Source organism: Pseudomonas sp. p50(2008), assembly GCF_015351605.1.
GTDB lineage: Bacteria > Pseudomonadota > Gammaproteobacteria > Pseudomonadales > Pseudomonadaceae > Aquipseudomonas.
The window spans coordinates 506,134-529,160 of the sequence record NZ_JACMYF010000006.1 but is presented as its reverse complement, the minus strand read 5'-3'; the positions used below and the strand labels follow the sequence as shown (position 1 = coordinate 529,160).

The 23,027-nt window shown below is 63.6% G+C and carries 2 protein-coding genes; both read left to right on the top strand.

The genetic code is table 11. From position 1 onward, the window contains the following. Nucleotides 1-147 precede the first annotated feature (147 nt). The gene (locus tag H7698_RS19595) at nt 148-11,157 is read left to right on the top strand and encodes a non-ribosomal peptide synthetase (protein ID WP_194692528.1); all 11,010 of its coding nucleotides are present in this window, start codon (nt 148-150) and stop codon (nt 11,155-11,157) included. Beyond that, complete coding sequence (locus H7698_RS19590) at nt 11,157-23,027, top strand: non-ribosomal peptide synthase/polyketide synthase (RefSeq protein WP_194692527.1); 11,871 nt, start codon at nt 11,157-11,159, stop codon at nt 23,025-23,027. The genes H7698_RS19595 and H7698_RS19590 overlap by 1 nt, the downstream gene beginning before the upstream one ends.

The following is a 23,027-nucleotide window of genomic DNA, read 5'->3' as shown; positions in this document are numbered from 1 at the left end:
AGCTTGCTCCTACAGGGCTCTGCGCTGCCCATCGCATTCCACCTCGTTTCTGATACTTGTTCTCATTCGCTAATTTTTCCGGTCTGCATTCGTTTTATAGGGACGACGTGCCTTTGTGCTTCCCGCCACTGATCCGGATACCCAGAAATGAACGCTGAAGACTCCTTGAAACTTGCTCGCCGGTTTATCGGGTTGCCCCTGGAAAAGCGCCAGATGTTCCTTGCGGCCTTGCACAAGGAAGGCGTTGATTTCGCCCGTTTCCCCATTCCTGCCGACGTCGATGCCGAGGATCGCCAGGCGTTGTCGTACGCCCAGCAACGTATGTGGTTTCTCTGGCAGCTCGACCCGCACAGTGGCGCGTACAACCTGCCGGGCGCGGTACGTCTCACCGGCCAGTTAAACGTTCCAGCGCTGGAACAATCTTTCGCCAGCCTGGTGGCGCGTCACGAAACCCTGCGCACCGTGTTCCAGCACCAGGCCGACGACAGCTTGCTGCAAGTACCGACCCGTGCGCCGCTGGTGATCGAGCAGAAAAACTTCAGTCACCTGCCCGCCACGGAACGTGAAGCCGCCGTGGCACACGCCGCTGAACAGCAATCGGTACAGCCCTTCGATCTGGCAGTCGGCCCCTTGCTGCGCGTCACCTTGCTCAAACTCACCGAGCAGGAACACGTCCTGCTGCTGACCCTGCACCACATCGTTTCCGATGGCTGGTCGATGAACGTCCTGATCGACGAATTCATCCGCTGCTACGACGCCTTCGAAGCCGGCGCTCAACCTCAACTCGCACCCTTGCCGATCCAGTACAGCGACTACGCGTTGTGGCAGCGTCGCTGGCTGGAGGCGGGCGAGCAGGCGCGTCAACTCGATTACTGGCAGGCCCGACTGGGCGATGAGCACCCGGTCCTGGAACTTCCCACCGATCACCCACGCCCGGCCATGCCGAGCTATCGCGGCACCCGCTGCGAATTTGCCATCGACGCACCACTGGCCGAACAACTGCGAGTCACCGCGCAGAAGCACAACATCACCCTGTTCATGCTGCTACTGGGCGCGTTCAACGCACTGCTGCATCGCTACACCGGTCAGACCGACATCCGCGTCGGCGTGCCAATTGCCAACCGCAACCGCGCCGACATCGAAGGCCTGATCGGCTTCTTCGTCAACACCCAGGTCCTGCGCACTCAGCTCGACGGCCAGACCCGGGTCGCCGACTTGCTGCTCGCGGTCAAGGAAATCGCCCTCGGTGCTCAGGCCCATCAGGACCTGCCGTTCGAGCGTCTTGTCGAAGCGCTCAAACTGGAACGCAGCCTCAGCCACACGCCGCTGTTCCAGGTGATGTACAACCACCAGCCGCACGTCGCCGACATCTCCACCGTCAGTACCGCGTCCGGCCTGGCGCTGGGCATGATCGAGTGGGAAGGGCGCACCACGCAGTTCGACCTGACCCTCGATACATTTGAAAAGGGAGGAAAACTGCACGCCGCACTGACCTACGCCAACGACCTGTTCGACCCCGAAACCATCACGCGCATGGCGCACCACTGGACGCATCTGCTGCGCGGCATGGTCAGCGACTCACAGCAGCGCATCAGCGATTTGCCGCTGCTGGAAAGCGCCGAATACCAGCGCATCGTGCATGACTGGAATCGTGTCGACGAACCCTTCGCCGCAGACCGCTGCATCCACGAACTGATCAGCCAGCAAGCCGCCGCGACCCCGGATGCATTGGCGGTGACCTTCGGCACGCAACAGCTGACGTATGCCGAGATCGACACTCAGGCCAATCGCCTGTCGCACAAACTGATCGAACTGGGCGTCGGCCCGGAGATCCGCGTCGGCGTGGCGATGCCGCGTACCGAGCAGCTGCTGGTCGCCTTGCTCGCCGTGCTCAAGGCCGGCGGCGCGTACGTGCCGCTCGACCCGGATTACCCGGCCGAACGCGTGGCCTACATGCTTGAAGACAGCCGCGCCCTGGTGTTGCTGACCGAGCAGTCGGTTGCCGCGACGCTGATCGTCCCCGCCGACACCCACGTGGTGCTGCTCGACCAAGTCGCCTCGACACTCGCGGCGTACCCCGCCAGCGCACCACTCAGCCGTGCCACGGCGGACAACCTCGCCTACGTCATCTACACCTCCGGTTCCACCGGCAAACCCAAAGGCGTGGCCATCGCCCATCGCAACGTGCTGGCGCTGATCGACTGGTCGAAATCGGTCTACCGCCGCGAGGACATCCAGGGCGTCCTGGCCTCCACCTCGGTGTGCTTCGACCTCTCGGTGTGGGAGCTGTTTGTGACTCTGGCCAACGGCGGTTCGGTAATCATCGCCCGCAATGCCCTGGAGTTGCCGCAGTTGCCGGCGCGGGATCAGGTGCGTCTGATCAATACCGTGCCGTCGGCGATCAACGCGTTGCAACGCGACGGGCAGATTCCGCCAAGCGTGCGCATCATCAACCTTGCCGGCGAACCGTTGAAGCAGAGCCTGGTGGACGTGCTGTACCAGCAATCGACCGTCGAGCACGTCTTTGATTTGTACGGCCCGTCGGAAGACACCACCTACTCGACCTGGACACGTCGCGAGGCCGATGGCCGCGCCAACATCGGCCGACCGCTCAAGCACACCGCCAGCTATTTGCTGGACGCCGAACTGCAACCGGTGCCCCAAGGCATAGCGGCGGAGCTATACCTGGCGGGCGCGGGCATCACTCGCGGTTACCTCGGCCGGCCCGCAATGACCGCCGAAAAGTATGTACCAAATCCCTTCGCCAGCAACGGCGAACGTCTGTACCGCACCGGCGACCTGACCCGTTATCAGGCCGATGGCACGTTGCAATACGTCGGACGCATCGACCATCAGGTCAAGGTGCGCGGCTTCCGCATCGAACTGGGGGAAATCGAAGCGCGGCTGTTGCAACAGGACGCCGTGCGCGAATTGGCGGTGCTGGCGCAGGACGGTACCAACGTCCAGCAACTGGTGGCCTATATCGTGCCCACCCATGCCGACGTCTTGACCGGCGATGTCGAGGCCCAGTCGAACCTGCGTGAAGTCCTCAAAACCGGACTGCGCCAGCACCTGCCGGATTACATGATCCCGTCGTTCCTGCTGTTCCTCGACCATCTGCCACTGACCCCCAACGGCAAGCTCGACCGCAAGGCGCTGCCTGCGGTGGACGGCAGCCAGCAGCAACGCGAACACATCGCGCCACGCAGCGCGCTGGAAAAGTCCCTCGCCGCCATTTGGCAGGACGTGCTGGCCATCGACACCGTCGGTCTCGAAGACAACTTCTTCGAACTGGGCGGCGATTCCATTGTGTCCATGCAAGTGGTCAGCCGCGCGCGTCAGGCGGGCATTCTGTTGAGCCCCAAGGACCTGTTCCAGCACCAGACCATTCGCAGCCTCGCCCAGGCTGCCCGCAGCGGTGAGCAAGTCTCTATCGATCAGGGACCGGCTAGTGGTGCCGTGGCGCTGGCGCCCGTGCAGCAGTGGTTCTTCGAGCAAGCCATTCCCGAGCGTCAGCACTGGAACCAGTCGCTGCTGCTGGTTCCGCGCAAGGCGTTGAACGTCGATGCGCTCGCCCGCGCGCTGGAGCACCTGTTGACCCATCACGACAGCTTGCGCCTGCGCTACCAACACACCGAAAACGGCTGGCAACAAGCCTACGCCGTACCGACCACCGAGTCGGTGCTGTGGCAACGTCAGGCGCAGACGACGGATCAACTCAACGCCTTGTGCGACGAAGCCCAACGCAGTCTCGACCTGCAAAACGGTCCGCTGCTGCGCGCATTGCTGGTGACAATGGCCGACGACTCCCAGCGCTTGCTGCTGGTGGTTCACCACTTGGCGGTGGACGGCGTGTCCTGGCGCGTTCTGCTGGAAGACCTTCAGCAGTTCTATAGCGGCGTCGCCTCGACAACGCCAAAAACCAGCAGCTATCAGCACTGGGTGGCGCGCCTGCAAGCCCACCTCCCGGTCTTTGAACAACGCCTGGAACACTGGCAGACCCACTTGGGGGCAGCGTCAGGCGAACTGCCTTGCGACCGTCCAGACGGCGCACTGGAAAATCGCTTCGAGGAAAAACTCGAACTCAAACTCGACACCGAACAGACCCGCAAGCTGCTGCAACAAGCCCCCGCGGCCTATCGCACCCACGTCAACGACCTGCTGCTGACCGCTCTGGCCCGTGCTGTTTGCCGCTGGAGCGGGCAGGGCAGCACGTTGATTCAGCTCGAAGGCCATGGCCGCGAGGACCTGTTCGATGACATCGATCTGACCCGCACCGTCGGCTGGTTCACCAGCCTGTTCCCGGTCAATCTGAGCCCTTGCAATGACCTCTGCGCGTCAATCAAAACCATCAAGGAACAGCTGCGCGCCATCCCCGACAAAGGCCTGAGTTATGGCGCGTTGCGCTACCTGGGCAACCCGGCGATTCGTGCCGGGCTGGCCGCGTTGCCGCAACCGCGTATCACCTTCAACTACCTGGGGCAGTTCGACCGTCAGTTCGACGACACCGCGCTGTTTGTGCCATCCACCGAAGGCAATGGCGCCGCGCAGGATCCCTCGGCCCCGCTGGGTAACTGGCTGACCGTCGAAGGCCAGGTGTACGGCGGCGAACTGGCCCTGAGCTGGGGCTTTAGCCGTGAGATGTTCGACACCGCGACCGTTCAGGCGCTGGTAGATACCTGCGCGCAAGAGCTCGCGGCCCTGATCGATCACTGCTGCACACTCGAAGAACAGCAAGCCACGCCGTCGGACTTTCCGTTGGCGCGCATCAGCCAGGCGCAACTCGACACATTGCCGGTCGCGACGCTGGAGGACCTCTATCCGCTGTCACCGATGCAGCAGGGCATGCTCTTTCACACGCTGTATGAACCGCAAGTCGGCGCCTACATCAGCCAGTTGCGCCTGGACATTCAAGGCCTCGATCCACAGCGCTTCGCCGATGCCTGGCAAGCGGCACTGGAGCGACACGACATTCTGCGCAGCTGCTTTCACTGGCAAGGTCTCGACACCGCCCATCAGGCGATCAGCCGCCAGGTGCTCTTGCCGCTCCAAGTGCTTGAGGCGACCGACACCGATGCGCTGGCCGATGCGGAACGCAACCAGGGTTTCGCACTGAATGCTGCGCCGTTGTTTCGATTGAAATTAATCAGCACCGGCACTGACGCCTGGCACCTGATCTACACCAGCCACCACATCTTGATGGACGGCTGGAGCAACGCGCAGTTGCTCGCCGAAGTGATCCAGCACTACGCCGCCGGCCATTCACTGCCTGCGCCGGCCGGGCAGTACCGCGATTACCTGGGCTGGTTGCAGCAGCAATCGGCCAGCGCCGGCGAGGCATTCTGGACAGCCGCACTGGCACCCCTCGAAGCCCCGACATTGCTGGCCGAAGCCTTGCGTCCACCGGTTGGAATCACAGGCAGCGAGGAACACCGCGTGGCTCTCGACCGCCGCGCCACCCAGCATCTGGCCGAATTCGCCAGTCAGCAAAAAGTCACCCTCAACACCGTGCTCCAGGCGGCGTGGAGCCTGTTGCTGCATCGTTATACCGGTCAGGATTGCGTGGCCTTCGGCGCCACGGTGGCCGGCCGATCGGCTCCTTTGCCGGGCATCGAAGAGCAGCTCGGGCTGTTTATCAACACGCTGCCGCTGGTGTGCGCCATCAAGCCCGATCAGACCGTCAGCCAATGGTTGAACGCGCTGCAGGCATTGAACCTGGCCATGCGCGAGTTCGAGCATGTGCCGCTGTATGACATTCAGGGATGGGCAGGGCAGCAGGGTTCGGCGCTGTTCGACAGCCTGTTGGTGTTCGAAAACTTCCCGGTGGCCGAAGCCCTGAAGCAAGGCGCGCCGGCCGGGTTGTCGTTCGGCAACCTGCACAATCACGAGCGCACGCATTACCCACTGACCCTCGGCGTCGAGCTGGGCGAAGGCCTGAACCTGGAGTTCAGCTACGACACCGCCCGCTTCAGTGCCGCGCAAATCGCCGAACTGTCGGCCAATCTGCAGCACCTGCTGGCGCAACTGGTAGCGTCGCCGAATGCCGCGTTGGGCGCGCTGGAATTGCTCGATGAGGAGGGGAAAAACACCGTGCTCACGGTCAGCCAATCCGCTGCCGTCGAGTTATCCACAACCCTGTTGGCACACGAACAGATCGCCGCTCAAGCCGACGCAACGCCACATGCGCTGGCGGTGCGGGTCGACGGTCAATCCTTGAGCTACGGCGAGCTGAACGCCCAGGCCAACGACCTGGCCCATCGACTGATCACCAACGGCGCAGGGCGCGGCAAGCGTGTCGGTCTCGCCCTGCATCGCGGCCCGCAACTGATCGTCAGCCTGTTGGCCGTGCTCAAAACCGGCGCCGCCTACGTCCCGCTCGACCCGAAATACCCGGCCGAACGCCTGACCTACATGATCCACGACAGCCGCCTCGACCTGCTGCTGTGCGAATCCAGTCTGCTGGAAGACGTAAAAAACGTCCCCCGTCTCACCCTCGAAAACAGCACCGATACAGCGCCTGCAGGAGCAAAGCCATCTCTAGGAGCAAAGCTTGCTCGCGATAGCGTCAGCCCGGCCACTGAAGACCTCGCCTACATCATCTACACCTCCGGCTCCACCGGCCAACCCAAAGGCGTCGCCATCACCCACGGCGCTTTGCGCGAGTTCTGCCAAACCGCCGCCGACTATTCGAAGCTGTCGCCAGCAGACCGCGTGCTGCAGTTCGCCACCTTCAGTTTCGATGGCTTCGTCGAACAATGCTTCCCGGCCCTGTGCGTCGGCGCAGCGTTGATCATGCGTGGCGATGACCTGTGGGATGCCGGCCGCCTCGCCGCCGAAATCGTCCAGCAGGGCATTACCGTGGCGGACTTGCCCGCCGCCTATTGGCACTTGCTGGCCCGGGAATGCGCAAGCGGCGTGGTGCGTCATCTTGGCGATTTGCGCCAGGTTCACGTGGGCGGTGAGGCGATGTCGGTCGAAGGTCTGCGCCTGTGGCATCAGGCCGGTCTGACGCATGTGCGGTTGCTCAACACCTACGGTCCGACCGAGGCGACGGTGGTGTCCAGCATTCACGAATGTCGTCTGGAGGATGCCAGCGATGCGTTTGGCATTCCCATCGGACGCGCCATCGCCGGGCGCGCGCTCTACGTGCTGGACGCGGCGGGTCAACTGCTGCCTCGTGGTGGTGTCGGCGAATTGTGCATCGGCGCCCCGACCAGCCTTGCTCAGAGCTACTTCGACCGTCCGGCACTGACCGCCGAGCGTTTCCTGCCGGACCCGTTCGCCCCTGAACCGGGCACTCGCCTGTACCGCAGCGGCGACCTGGCGCGGTACAACGCCGAGGGCCATCTGGAATACGTCGGACGCATCGACCACCAAGTGAAAATCCGTGGTTTGCGCATCGAGATGGGCGAGATCGAAGCCTGCCTGCAAGCACGGGAAGACGTGCGCGACGCCGCTGTTATTGCCCAGGACGGCACGCAGCTGGTGGCCTATGTCGTGGCGAGTGGCGCAGTCACTTCCGAGTCCGAGTACCTGCACAGTCTTAAAGCGGCACTGCGCCAGTCGCTGCCCGAGTACATGGTGCCCAATCACTTCATCCTCCTGGCCCGGCTGCCCCTCAATAACAACGGCAAACTCGACCGCAAAACCCTGCCGCGGGTCGACGCCGACATGGCTCAACGCGCTTTCGTGGCGCCGCTCGCCGGGCTTGAAACCCGGCTGGCAGAGATCTGGAAAGCCGTGCTGCAGGTCAAACAGGTGGGGCGCGACGACAACTTCTTCGAACTGGGCGGGCACTCGTTGCTGGTGCTTCAGGTAATCTCCCGGGTGCGTCAGCAATTGCAGCTCGAGCTGTCCGTCAGCAGCCTGTTCTCGGCGGCGAACCTGGCGGAATTTGCCGAACGAGCCGCGTTGGCGAACATCGGCAATCAACCTGTCCTGCAAGCCTTGGCGGTCGATCAGCCAACGATCCTGTCCTACGCCCAGCAGCGTCAATGGATTCTCTGGCAACTGGACCCGCGCAGCGCGGCCTACAACATCCCGGCGGCATTGCGCCTCAAGGGGGCGTTGAACCGTCCGGCCCTGCAAAAAGCCTTCGAACAACTCCAGGCTCGTCACCACACCCTGCGCACAACCTTTGAACAGGACGGCCAACAGGCGCGTCCGGTGCTGCATGAAAACCTCGCGCTGCAATGGGTCGAACGTACGCTGGAGCAAGCGTCGGTTGAACGCGCCGTGGCCGAAGCAATCGCCCAGCCGTTCGATCTGCGCAACGGTCCGCTGTGGCGTGCATTGCTGCTGCAGGTGAACACGGACGAGCATGTTCTGGTCCTCACCGTGCACCACATCGCCGCCGATGGCTGGTCGATGCAGGTGATGGTCGATGAGTTCAGCGCGCTGTATCAGGCCGCTGTCGACGGTCAATCCGCCGACCTCGCCAGCCTGCCGGTGAGCTACAGCGATTACGCCCATTGGCAGCGACAGTGGCTGGAGGCGGGTGAGGGCGCTCGTCAGCTGGACTGGTGGTGCGAACAACTGGCGGGCACCCAGGCACCGCTTGAACTGCCCAGCGAATTGACCCGCCCGGCCCGTCGCAGCGAGCGCGGCGCGAGCCTTGCACTCAACGTTGATCGCGAGTTGCTCGCCGGTCTGCGCCAGCGTGCACAGGCGCAGCAGGTGACGCTGTTCATGCTGTTGCTGGCGAGTTTCCAGGCCCTGCTGCATCGCCAGAGCGGGCAGTCGAGCATCAGTGTCGGCGTGCCGAGCGCCGGTCGTTCGCGCCTGGAAACCGAAGGCCTGATCGGCTTCTTCATCAACACCCAGGTGCTGCGCGCCGAGATCGACGGGCAGTTGCCTTTCAATGCCTTGCTGCAACAGGTCAAGCACACCGCGCTGGACGCGCAGGCCCATCAGGACGTGCCGTTCGAGCAATTGGTCGACGCCTTGCAACCTGACCGCACGCTCAATCACAGCCCATTGTTCCAGGTGCTCTACAACCATCAGCAGCAACTGGGCGCGAGCGTCGAGCGCAGCGTTGGCGGCCTGCAAGTCGAGCGTCTGCACTGGCAGCAATACACCACGCAATTCGACCTGGTGCTCGACACCCAGGAGCAGGGCGACACCCTGGATGCCAGTCTCACCTATGCCACGGACCTGTACGACGAAGTGTCCATGCAGCGCCTCGCCGAGCAGTGGTTGAACCTGTTGCGCGCCGTGGTCGAAGACCCGCAGCAGCGAGTGGCCGATTTGCCGATCCTCGATCAGCTGCAACGCGATGCCCTGGTCCAGCACTGGAACCCGACATTCCACGCTCAACCGCAGTCACCTACGTTGCATCAGTTGTTTGAAACCCAGGCGGCCCTGCGGCCCGACGCCATCGCACTGGTCTACGAAGGCGAGCACCTGACCTACGCCGCGCTCAATGCCCAGGCCAACCAACTGGCGCGCAAACTGCGCGAACAGGGCGTCGGCCCGGAAGCGCGGGTCGGCATCGCCACTGAGCGGGCCATGCCGCTGGTGGTCGGGCTGCTGGCGATCCTCAAGGCCGGCGGCGCCTACGTGCCACTCGATCCGCAGTACCCGGCCGAGCGCCTGAGCTACATGATCGAAGACAGCGACATCACCTTGCTGTTGACCCAGCAGCACCTGATCGATGGCTTGCCCTCGCGCGACGGTGTGCAGGTGCTGAGCCTGGAATCGTTGCAACTGGACGCCTACGGCGCTGACAACCTGCCCGTGCTGACGACTCCGGAAAACCTCGCCTACATCATCTACACCTCCGGCTCCACTGGTCGTCCCAAAGGCGCCTTGCTCAGCCATGGCAACGTCGGGCGTCTGCTGAGCGCCACCGCCGCCGAGTTCAATTTCGGTCCGCATGACGTCTGGACGCTGTTCCATTCCTACGCGTTCGATTTCTCGGTGTGGGAGCTGTTTGGTTCGCTGTGCACCGGTGGCCGTTTGGTGATCGTGCCGTACTACATCAGCCGCGAGCCGCAGGCATTCCACCGCCTGCTCTGTGATGAAGGCGTGACGGTGTTGAACCAGACGCCCACCGCATTCCGTCAACTGTTGCCAATTGCCTGCGCCAGCGAACGCAATCTGGCCCTGCGCCAGGTGATTTTCGGCGGTGAAGCCCTCGAAGTCGCGAGCCTGCGTCCATGGTTCGAACGCTTCGGCGACCAGCAACCCACCCTGGTCAACATGTACGGCATCACCGAAACCACGGTGCACGTGACTTACCGCGCCATCCGCCTGGCCGACCTCGACGGCAAGGCCCAGAGCCCTATCGGCCTGCCGATTCGCGACCTGCGCTGGTACTTGCTCGACAGCCAGTTGCAACCGGTGCCGGTCGGTGTGGCGGGTGAGTTGTACATTGCCGGTGCGGGTCTGGCGCGGGGTTATCACGGGCGTTTCGACCTGACCGCCGAGCGATTCGTGCCGAGCCCGTTCGAGGTGGCGCAGCGTCTTTATCGCAGCGGCGACCTGGCGCGTCAGCGTGCTGACGGCAGCATCGATTACCTGGGGCGAATCGACCAGCAAGTGAAGATTCGCGGATTCCGCATCGAACTCGGCGAAATCGAAGCGGCGCTGCTGGCCCAACCGGGTGTGCGTCAGGCGGTACTGAGCGTTCACCCGAGCGACGGCGGACCGCAGCTCTGCGCCTACGTCGTGGCCGAGCAGACGCCCCACGATCCGATTGCCTGGCGCGACAACTTGCGCGCCGCGCTCAAGGTCGATCTGCCGGAGTACATGGTGCCGAGCCACTGGCTGCTGCTAGATGCCTTGCCGCTGACCGGCAACGGCAAGCTCGACCGCAAGGCCTTGCCAGTGCCGGACGCGCAAGACTGGCAACGACCGTTCGAAGCCCCGGAAGGCGATCTTGAACGGCACCTCGCCGGCGTCTGGGCCAGCGTGCTCGGTGTGGCGCAGATTGGCCGCCGCGACAACTTCTTCGAATTGGGCGGGCATTCGCTACTCGCCGCCCAGGCCAGTGCCCGCGTGGAACTGGAACTGGGTATCGAGCTGCCGCTGCGTGCGCTGTTCGAATCCGCCGACCTTCAGGCTTACGCCGCCATGGCCGGGCAACACGCCCCGACTGACAACGATGCACGTCTGAATGCGCTTGAGTCGCTTCTCGACGAGATGGAGATCAACTGATGGAACACACCACTGCCCAGCGCATCGCCAGCCGTTTCGCAGGCCTGCCAGCCGACAAGCGCCGCGAGTTTCTGACACGCATGCAAGAGCAGGGCGTGAGCTTCGGCCAGCTGCCGATTCCGCCAGCCGTCGAGCTGCAGGAAAGCTTCGAACTGTCCTATGCCCAGCAACGCCAATGGTTCCTCTGGCAGCTTGATCCACAGAGTTCGGCCTACAACATTCCCGCGGCGTTGCGCTTGCACGGGCCGCTGAATGTTGAAGCGTTGCAGCAGAGTTTCGACGTGCTGCTGGAGCGGCATCAGAGCCTGCGCAGCCGCTTCGTCGAGGACGACGGGCAGGTCATGCAGACGCTGGCCGAATTCACCTCGCTGCCCATCGAAATGATCGACTTGCGCCGTGAACCCGAGGAGCAACGCCTCGCCTGCGCCATGAACCGCGTCGAGCAGGACATCGCCCGGCCGTTCGATCTGCAGCAGGGTCCGCTGCTGCGAGTCAGCCTGTTGCAGCTCGATGACCAGGACCATGTCCTGTTGCTGACCCTGCACCACATCGTCACGGATGGCTGGTCGATGGGCGTGCTGATCGAAGAGTTTTCCCGACTCTACGCCGCCCATTGCCAAGGGCAGAGCGCTGCGTTGGACCCGTTGCCGATCCAGTACTCGGACTACGCCCTGTGGCAACGCCGCTGGATGGACGCCGGCGAGCTGGAGCGTCAGCTCAACTGGTGGCGTGACACCCTGGGCAGTGAACAACCGCTGCTCGAATTGCCCACCGACCGTGCGCGCCCGGCACAACCGAGCCAGCGCGGTGCGCGTCTGGATTTCGCCCTCGATACAAACTTGGCCAAAGGGCTGATGGCCTTGGCCAAACAGCGCGGCGTCACACCGTTCATGCTGTTGCTCGCGAGTTTTCAGGCACTGCTCTATCGCTGCAGCGGCCAGTCCGATCTGCGCATTGGCGTACCGATTGCCAACCGTCATCGTGCGGAAACCCGAGGCTTGATCGGCTTCTTCGTCAACACCCAGGTGATGCGCGCCGAACTGGACGGGCGCCTGCCGTTCAGCCAGTTGCTCGACCAGACCCGCGCCGCATCGCTGGACGCCCAGGACTATCAGGACGTGCCGTTCGAACGTCTTGTCCAGGCGCTGCAAGGTGAGCGCAGCCTGAGCCACAGCCCGCTGTTCCAGGTGATGTTCAACCATCAGCAGGCGAAGCCGGCGGCCGTCAGTGGCTTGCTCGCCGGGCTGCGAGTCGAAGCGCTGAACGCGACGGCGCACACCACCCAGTTCGACCTGCAATTGGACACACAGGAGGAGGGCGACCAGCTGTTCGCCAGCCTGACCTACGCCACTGATTTGTTCGACGCCGAGCGCATCCAGCATTTGGCGCGTCATTGGAAAAACCTGCTGGCCGGCCTGTTGGCAAACCCGCAATGCCCGCTCGCGGAGCTGCCTTTGCTGGAGGCCGACGAGCGTCTGCGCATGCTCGACGACCTTAATGACACCGCCAGAAGCTACCCGGGCGAAGTCTGTGTGCAGCGTCATTTCGAAGAGCGCGTGGCTGAACACGGCGATGCGACGGCGCTGGTGTTCCAGGGTCAAAAACTGTCTTACGCCGAGCTGAACCTGCGTGCCAACCGTCTGGCTCACCACTTGCGCGCCCAGGGCGTCGGCCCGGAAGTGCTGGTAGGGATCGCCTGCGACCGCTCGTTCGAAATGGTCGTCGGCCTGCTGGCGATTCTTAAAGCTGGCGGCGCTTACGTGCCGCTCGACCCGGAATACCCGCTGGATCGCCTGAGCTACATGATCGACGACAGCGGCATTTCGCTGCTGCTGACCCAGGCGCATCTGCTGGAACAATTGCCGACCCCGGACACCGTGCGCACCTTGTGCCTGCACGCCGAAGCCGATTGGCTGAAGGATCTGCCGGGCACCGACCTGAACAACCTCGCGGTCGCCGAAAACCTCGCCTATGTGATTTACACCTCCGGTTCCACTGGCAAACCCAAAGGCGCGGGCAACCGTCATGTGGCCCTGCACAACCGTCTGGAGTGGATGCAGGAGGCCTACAACCTGTTGCCAACGGACCGCGTACTGCAAAAAACGCCGTTCAGTTTCGACGTGTCGGTGTGGGAGTTTTTCTGGCCGTTGATGAAGGGCGCCACCCTGGTCCTCGCCGCGCCCGGCGAGCATCGTGATCCGCAACGCCTGGCGGCACTGATTGTCGAGCAGGCGATCACCACGCTGCACTTCGTGCCCTCGATGCTCTCGGCCTTCATCGCTGCCGACGAGGCACTGGCCTGCACTTCGCTGACTCGGATCATTTGCAGCGGTGAAGCGCTGCCGATGGAACTGCAACGCCAGACATTGCGCGCACTGCCGCACACCCATCTCTACAACCTGTATGGCCCGACCGAAGCGGCCATCGATGTCACCCACTGGACGTGCGTGGAAGAAGGCCGCGACAGCGTGCCGATCGGCCGTCCGATTGCCAACCTTCGCACCTGCATCCTCGACAGTGAACTGCAACCCTTGCCGCTGGGCGCGGTGGGCGAGTTGTACCTGGGCGGCGTCGGCCTGGCGCGCGGCTACCACCGCCGTGGCGCGCTGACCGCCGAGCGTTTCGTGGTCGACCCGTTCGGCAGTGGCGAGCGCCTGTATCGCACCGGCGACCTGGCGCGTTATCGCGCTGATGGCGCCATCGATTACTGCGGCCGTATCGACCATCAAGTGAAGATTCGCGGTTTGCGTATCGAGCTGGGGGAAATCGAAGCGCGCCTGCAAGAACACGCCGACGTGCAGGAAGCCGTGGTCCTGGCACTCGACGGCCCGAGCGGTCAGCAGTTGGTCGCCTACGTCGTGCCGCAGGATCGCACACGGGTGGGCGCTGATGCCGAGCAACAAGGCGCCTGGCGTGAAACCCTGAAAAGCCATCTGCTCGCCAGCCTGCCGGATTACATGGTGCCGGCGCAGACCGTGTTGATCGAACAAATGCCCCTGAGCCCCAACGGCAAACTCGACCGCAAACGCCTGCCTGCGCCGACCGCACACGTCAGTCAGCGCGCCTTCGAAGCGCCGCGCAGCGAACACGAGCAGGTGCTGGCGCAGATCTGGCAGGACGTCCTGGGTGTCGAGCAGGTCGGGCGTCAGGACAACTTCTTCGAACTGGGCGGTGACTCGATCATTTCGATCCAGGTGGTCAGCCGTGCCCGTCGTGCCGGCCTGAGCCTGCAACCGCGCGACCTGTTCCAGCAGCAAACCTTGCAAGCACTGGCCGCTGTGGTCAAAGAACAGGCCGCGCCGCTGGCGCACCAAGGACCGGTGGACGGGGTGCAAACGCTCACGCCGATTCAACGCTGGTTCTTCGACGAACCGATCCCGCAGCGCGCGCACTGGAACCAGGCCGTGCTACTAACACCCCGCGAAACCCTCGAATTACCCCGCCTGCAAGCGGCGCTGCAACGGGTTCTGAAACAGCACGATGCCCTGCGTTTGCGCTTCAGCCAGGTCGACGGAACACCGCAGGAACCCTGTGGGAATGAGCCTGCTCGCGATGGCGTTAGTGCAGGCAACGTTAAGGGTGACGGTGATGACCTCATCGCGAGCAGGCTCACTCCTACAAAGTGGTCGGCGCGCTACGTCGGGGCCGACAGCGCCGATGTCATCGATATGCTCTGGACCGCCAGCGTGGCCAATGATGCCTCGCTGGAATCGGTGTGCGACGAAGCCCAGCGCAGCCTCAGTCTGCAGGACGGGCCCCTGCTACGTGTGGCCTTGATTGCCCAGGCGGATGGCACGCAACGCTTGCTGTTGGTGGTTCACCATTTGGCGGTGGACGGCGTTTCGTGGCGGGTATTGCTGGAAGATTTGCAGGCGGCTTACCAGGGCCAGGACCTGCCACCCAAGACCAGCGCGTTCCAGACCTGGGCGGACAAACTTGAGGCGTATGCACAGTCCGACGTTGCCGCCCGTGAACTGGGCTGGTGGCAAGGGCAACTGGCGGATGCAAGCGACTCGCTGCCGGCCGCCAACCCTCAGGCCCGCCAGGCCGGGCATCTGCGCCAGGGCGTCAGCATTGGCCTGGACCGTGAACAAACCCGCCAGTTGCTGCAACAGGCGCCAGCGATCTACCGCACCCAGGTCAACGACCTGTTGCTGACCGCACTGGCCCGAACCCTCAGCCGCTGGACCGGCCACGGCTCGGCATTGATTCAACTGGAAGGCCATGGCCGCGAAGAACTGTTCGACGACATCGACCTGACCCGCACCGTCGGCTGGTTCTCCAGCCTGTTCCCGGTGCGCCTGACACCCACCACTGACCTTGCAGGTTCGATCAAGGCCATCAAGCAGCAGCTGCGTGAAATCCCCGGCAAAGGCATGGGCTTCGGGCTGCTTCGGTATATGGGCGATGCCGAGTCCCAGGCGGCACTGGCCGCGCTGCCGCAAGCACGGGTCACCTTCAACTACCTCGGTCAGTTCGACCAGAGCTTCGCCGAGGACGCATTGTTCACCCCAGCCCGGGAATCCAGCGGTGCCGCGCAATCATCCCAGGCGCCGCTGCCGAACTGGCTGTCGGTGGACGGCCAGGTGTATGGCGGCGAACTGAAACTCGACTGGACGTTCAGCCGAGAATGCTTCGACCAACGGGAAATCGAAGCGCTGGCCGCCGATTACCAGCGCGAGTTACTGGCACTGATCGCTCACTGCCTGAGCGATGGCGCGGGCGGCGTGACCCCGGCGGACTTCCCGTTGGCGCGCCTGACCCAGGCCCAACTCGATGAACTGCCGGTGCCGCCCGCGCAGATCGAGGACCTGTACCCGCTGTCGCCGATGCAAGCCGGTTTGTTGTTCCACAGCCTGTACGAAAGCGACTCCGGCGCCTACGTCAATCAGCTCAGCGTCGAGGCCCGTGGACTCGATGCCGAACGGTTGGCGCGCGCGTGGCAAGCGGTGCTCGACACCCATCCGATCCTGCGCAGCAGCTTCCATTTTCCTGACGGTTTCGAAGCACCGGTGCAACTGGTCCATCGTCATCTGCAATTGCCGCTGACCTGCCTCGACTGGAGCACCCGCAACGATCAGGCCGAAGCGCTGGCGCTGTTGATCGACAGTGAACGCCTGCAACTGGATTCGACTCGCGCCCCCTTGATGCGCTTGACCCTGGTGCGCCTGGACGACGAGCGCCAGCAACTGATCTACACCCACCATCACCTGCTGCTCGATGGCTGGAGCAACTCGCTGCTGTTGAGCGAAGTCCTGCAGCGTTATGCCGGGCAGGACGTGCAGGTATCCACAGGGCGATTCGCCGACTACATCGGTTGGCTGCAACGTCAGGATGCCCAGGCCGACGAGCTGTTCTGGCGCGCGCAACTGGCGAGCCTCGACAACCCGACCTTGCTGGCTCAGAGCCTGGCGACGGTCGGGCCCAAGCGTACGTCGAGCGTCGAGTTCGCCGACCATCGCCAGACCTTCGACGTGGCCACCAGCAAACGCTTCGGCGAGTTTGCCCGTCAGCAGAAAGTCACCCTCAACACCCTGGTTCAAGGTGCGTGGGCGATCTTGCTGCAACGCTACAGCGGCCAGCGCAGCGTGGCGTTCGGTGCCACGGTGGCGGGGCGTCCGGTCGATTTGCCGGGTGCCGAAACCCAGCTCGGCCTGTTCATCAATACCTTGCCGGTGATCAGCAGTCCGGACGCAGTGGAAAGCGTCGCGCAATGGCTGACCCGTTTGCAGGCCCAGAACCTGGAACTGCGCGAACACGAGTTCACCGCGTTAGGCGATATTCAGCGCTGGGCCGGGCGTGCCGGTGAGCCGCTGTTCGACAGTCTGCTGGTGTTCGAAAACTTCCCGGTGGCCGAAGCGTTGCAACAGGGCGCACCGGCCGGTCTGAGTTTCTCGATCCCGCACAACCATGAACGCACCAACTTCCCGCTGACCTTGGCGGCGACCGCCGAAAGCCAGCTCAGCCTGAACTGGAGCTACCAGTGCAGCCATTTCAGCAGTGAGGCGATTGCGCGCATGAGCGAGCATTTGGCGACGCTGCTGACGGCCATGGTTGCGGCGCCGCAGGTGGCGTTGAGCGAACTGGACCTGCTGACCGCGCCTGAGCGGACGCAGCAGTTGCTCGAGTGGAACCCGGCGTTCACCGTCGCGGAACATCCGCTTTGCGTGCATCAGTTGATCGAGGCCCAGGCTGTCGCTCGACCCGATGCCACGGCACTGATCTTCAATGATCTGGAATTGACCTTCGACCAACTCAACCGCCGCGCCAATCAGTTGGCCCATCGCCTGCGCGCTCTGGGCATTGGCCCGGAAGTGCGTGTCGGCCTGGCGATGCAACGCTCGCCGGAGATGATCATCGGCCTGCTGGCGATCCTCAAGGCCGGCGGTGCCTACGTGCCGCTTGACCCGGCATACCCCGCCGAACGCCTGCGCTATCTGATGGAAGACAGTGGGATTTCGCTGCTGATCAGCCAATCGTGGCTGCGGGAAAAACTGCCGTTGCCAGAAAATCTGTCGGTGCTGGAAATCGATCGCGAGCCGCTGGACCTGATGGCGGACTCCAACCCGGTCAACCTCACTTGCGGCGAAAACCTTGCCTACCTGATCTACACCTCGGGCTCCACCGGCCGGCCGAAAGGCGTCAGCGTGGCGCACGGTCCGCTGGCCATGCATTGCCTGTCGATTGGCGAGCTGTACGGCATGACCCCGGATGATCGCGAGCTTCAATTCGCCTCGATCAGCTTCGACGGCGCCCACGAGCGCTGGTTGACGCCGCTGGTGTTCGGCTCGGCAGTGATGCCCCGCGATGACGAGTTGTGGAGCGTGGAGCGCACCTGCGCCGAAATCGAAAAACACGGCATCACCATCGCCTGTTTCACCCCGACCTACCTGTCGCAGATCGCCGATTTCATGGGCGTAGCGGGGCGCGATCTGCCGATCCGTTCCTACACACCGTGCGGTGAAGGCATGGCCAAGCACGCGTTCGATGAGGTGCAGCAAGTCCTGAAACCCAAGCGCCTGATCAACGGCTACGGCCCGACCGAAACGGTGATTACGCCGCTGATCTGGCTGGCGTATCCCGACACTGAATTCGACTCGGCCTTCATGCCGATCGGTCGTCCGGTCGGCAACCGCAGCGCCTACATTCTGGACGGTGGCTTGCAGCCGTTGCCGGTGGGCGTCGCGGGCGAGTTGTACCTGGGCGGGGAGGGCGTGGCGCGTGGTTACCATCAACGTCCGGACCTGACCGCTGAACGTTTTGTGCCGGACCCGTTCGTGCCTGGCGCGCGGTTGTACCGCAGTGGTGACCTCGCGCGGTTCCGTGCCGATGGCGTCGTTGAGTACCTGGGACGCATCGACCAGCAAGTGAAAATTCGCGGGTTCCGCATCGAGCTTGGCGAAATCGAAGCCTGCCTGCTGGAACACGAAGGCGTGCGCGAAGCGTTCGTGATCGACCGCGACGGCCCCGTGAGTCGCCAGCTGGTCGGTTATGTGGTGCCGCGTGACCCGCTGGCCGACGAGCAGGATTTGCGTGAAGCGCTGACCGTACATTTGCGCAGTCGCCTGCCGGCGCACATGCTGCCCGCGCATTTGATGTGCCTGGCTGCCTTGCCGCTGACACCCAACGGTAAACTCGATCGCCAAGGCCTGCCCGCGCCTGAAGCGTCACGCCAGAACTTCGAACACGTGGCCGCGGCGTCACCGGCCGAGGCGATGCTGGTGACGATCTGGCAAGAACTGCTGGGGCTGGATTCGGTGGGCGTCACCGAGAACTTCTTCGAACTCGGCGGCGACTCGATCATCTCGCTGCAAGCCGTGAGTCGTGCCGGGCAGCGCGGTCTGGTGTTCAGTCCCAAGCAACTGTTCGAACAGCAGACCATTCGTGCGCTCGCTGCGGTGGCGACCCGCCGTGAAGCAGCACTGATTGAAGCGGCGAAAGTCGAAGCGTTCTCACTGGTGCCGCACATCGATATCGCCGCTCGCGAAGGCTTGCAAGACCTGTATCCGCTGTCGCCGATGCAGCAGGGCATGCTGTTCCACTGCCTTGATTCGCCGGAACTGAATCCGTACGTCAACCAGTTGAGCGTGGCCGTGGACGGCTTGCAGGTGCCGCGATTCCGCGCGGCGTGGCAGGCATTGGTCGAGCGTCATGAAGTGCTGCGCGCGGCATTCCGCTGGCGCGATGGCCTGGCGGATCCACTGCAAGCGGTGTTCGCCGACGTCGAGTTGCCGATCGAAGAACTCGACTGGCGCGACCGTAACGACACCGAGCAAGCTTTGGGCGAACTGGCGACTGCCGAACAAGCCAAAGGCTTCGACCTGAGCTGCCCGCCGTTGATGCGATTTATCCTGGTGCGCCTGGGTGACGACCGGCACCAGATGATCTGGATCTACCACCACTTGCTGCTGGACGGCTGGAGTGCTTCGCGGTTGCTGGGCGACATGTTGCGCCTGTACCACCACGACAGCCTGCCGGCCCTGACCGGTCGTTACGCCGACTACATCGCCTGGCTGCAATGCCAGGACGGTGCGCAGGCGGAAGGCTTCTGGCGCGAGCGTCTGGCGCTGCTTGAATCGCCGACTATTCTGGCCAAGGCGTCGGGCGCCGCAGGGGCCGGGCATGGCGTGATGTACAGCAACCTCGACGCCGACGCGACGCGCAAGCTGCACACCTTCGCCAAGCGTCAGCGCGTGACGTTGAACACCCTGGTGCAAGGCGCCTGGCTGTTGCTGTTGCAACGCCACAGTGGCCAGCGCAGCGTGGCGTTCGGCGCCACGGTGGCGGGGCGTCCGACCGGTCTCGCCGGTGCCCAGGACATGCTCGGTCTGTTCATCAACACCTTGCCGGTGATCCAGACCCTCGACCCGCAACAGCCGCTGGGCGAGTGGTTGCGCGCCTTGCAGGACTACAACCTGATGGTGCGCGACTACGAGCACACGCCGTTGTCGGACATCCAGCGCTGGGCCGGGCAGGGTGGGCAAGGTCTGTTCGACAGCATCATCGTGTTTGAAAACCATCCGGTGGACCGTGCGTTGAAAGGGGGCGAGGAAGGTGAGTTGCGCTTTGCCGAGGTCGGCAGTGGCGGGGTCACCAACTTCCCGATGGACTTGATGGTCAGCGCCAACGAGGAAGGCCTGGAAGTCGAATACCTGTACCTGCGTGATCGCTTCAGTGACGTGGAAGTGCAGCGCATTCGTGCGCAGCTTGAGGGATTGTTGCGGGCGTTGCCTGAAGATGCGACCTGTTTGCTCGGCAACATCGGTTTGCCCCACGCGTTAATCAGCCAGCCACAGGCGTCGGACAACCACGCTGACCTGCTGCACGGGTTCAATCAGCATGTTCACAAGCAACCGCAGAAAATCGCCCTGTTCTGTGAAGATCGTGAAGTCAGTTATGCCGACCTTGACGCTCAGGCCAATGGGCTGGCGCAGCACCTGATCGATCTCGGTATCGGTCCGGAACAGATGGTGGCGCTGGCGCTGCCACGTTCCGAGCGCACCCTCGTTGCGTTCCTGGCGGTGCTGAAAGCCGGGGCCGCCTACTTGCCGTTGGACCTGGCGTACCCGGCCGAGCGCCTGGCTTACATGCTCAATGATTCGGCGGCGAGCCTGTTGCTGTGCGACAGCGACCTGAGTGAACGCTTGCCGCTGGCGGACAGCCCGCCACGGCTGTTGCTTGATCAGTTGAGCATTGCCGGCAACGTCCAGTGCCCATCGTCGACGCCGCTGGCGGAGCACCTGGCGTACCTGATTTATACCTCCGGTTCCACTGGCCAACCGAAAGGCGTGGCCGTGGCGCGCGGTCCTATTGCCCGGCATTGCCGCGGCATCATCGACCTCTATGAACTGGCCCCGCGCAGTCGTGAACTGCACTTCATGTCGTTCGCGTTCGACGGTGCGCAGGAGCGGTGGCTGAGTGTGCTGTTGGCCGGTGGCAGTCTGGTGATCCGCGACGACAGTTTGTGGACCCCGGAGCAGACCCTGGAGGTGCTGCACCGTCATGGCGTCACCGTGGCCTGCTTCCCGCCAGCGTACCTGCAACAGATGGCCGAAGTCGCCGAACATCTCGGCAATCCACCGGCGGTCGAGGTGTATTGCTTTGGTGGGGACGCGGTACCGGAAGCGAGTTTCGAACAGGTCAAACGCGCCTTGCGTCCGCAACGTCTGGTCAACGGCTATGGCCCGACCGAAACCGTGGTCACGCCATTGCTGTGGCGTGCCGAGGCCAGCGAAACCTGCGACGCCGCCTATGCGCCGATCGGGCGTGGTGTGGCCGGGCGTGGCCTGTACGTGCTGGATGCCGACCTCAACCCGTTGCCGGTCGGTGTCAGCGGCGAGCTGTACCTGGGCGGTGAATGCCTGGCGCGGGGTTATCACCTGCGCCCGGGCATGAGCGCCGAGCGGTTCATCCCCGACCCGTTCGAGGCCGGTGGCCGCATGTATCGCACTGGCGACCTGGTGCGCCAGCGCGAGTGCGGGCTGATCGATTATCTGGGGCGTCTTGACCAGCAGGTGAAAATCCGTGGTTTCCGCATCGAACTGGGGGAAATCGAAGCGCGTCTGCGTGAGTGTGCCGGTGTGCAGGATGCCGCCGTGGTGGTGCACGACACGCCGACCGGCAAGCAGTTGGTGGGTTACGTGGTGGCGGGCGGGGCGGTCGGGCTGGATCGACGCCTGAAAGCCGAACTGCAAGCGCAACTGCCGGACTACATGGTGCCGGCGCGCATCCTGGTGCTGGAGCGCTTCGCGCTGTCGGCCAACGGCAAACTCGATCGTCGTGCATTGCCGGTGCCTGAATGGGCGCTCGGCGGCTATCGCGCGCCGCGTAACCCATTGGAAACGGCGTTGACCGCGATCTGGCAAGACGTGCTCGGCGTGCCGCAGGTGGGCATCGACGACAACTTCTTCGAATTGGGCGGCGATTCGTTGCAGGTGCTCAAAGTCATCTCACGGGTGCGCAGTCAGCCGCAATTGGGCTTCGAATTGAAACTGCGGGATTTGATGCAGAAACCCTGCATCGCTGAACTCAGTGGTTACCAGGCAGCCGAGCCCGTGACGTCGGCGCCGGACCCGTTGCTGGCGTTGAACGCGCGGATCCCCAACGTGCCGGCGCTGTTCTGCCTGCATGCCGGTTTCGGCACGGTGTTCGACTACGAACCACTGGCGCGGCGTCTGGAAGGGCGGCGCACGGTGTATGGCCTGCAATGCCGCATGTTGCTCGATCCGAACTGGCAGGACGATTCATTGCTGACCATGGCTCAGGCCTATGCGCAACGTATTCGTGCTCAGCAGGCCAAGGGGCCGTACTACTTGCTGGGCTGGTCGTTGGGTGGCGCGCTGACGCAATTGGTCGCCCGGGAGCTGGAATCTCAAGGTGAGCAGGTGACCTTTGCCGGACTGGTCGACAGCTACATCGCCGGTACCGCCGAAGCGGGTGACTGGCGCGAGGACCTGGGGGATTTCCTCAGGTTCGTGCTGGGGCTGCCGGCTGAAGAGGCTCAGGCATTGATCGTGTTTAAGGCAGCTGATTTGAACGAGCGAGAGGGCGCTACTGCCGTGATCGAAGCCGCCTTGCACGGCTCCAACGAGCAAGCTGCGCTGGGGGCGGGGGAGCTTACACAGATTTTCGTCACCGGCTCACGGTTGAAGCAACTGGCACTCGCGCACCGGCAACTGCCGGCGATCAACGCCGCGGCGCATCGCTGGTGGGTGGCTGAGCGTGACGATGAACGTCGGGTGTTCGAAGCCCAGGTCGGCAGCCATGGCGTTGATCGTCTGTTGGCCGGCGGGCACTACGAACTGCTGCGCAGTGATGAACTGCTTGATGAGCTGGAGGATTTGCTCGAACAGCGTTTGGCGATTGCTTGA

Excerpts from the sequence above, each read along its gene's own strand:
- H7698_RS19590 (WP_194692527.1), top strand. The coding sequence starts at position 11,157 with ATGGAACACACCACTGCCCAGCGCATCGCCAGCCGTTTCGCAGGCCTG.
- H7698_RS19595 (WP_194692528.1), top strand. The coding sequence starts at position 148 with ATGAACGCTGAAGACTCCTTGAAACTTGCTCGCCGGTTTATCGGGTTG.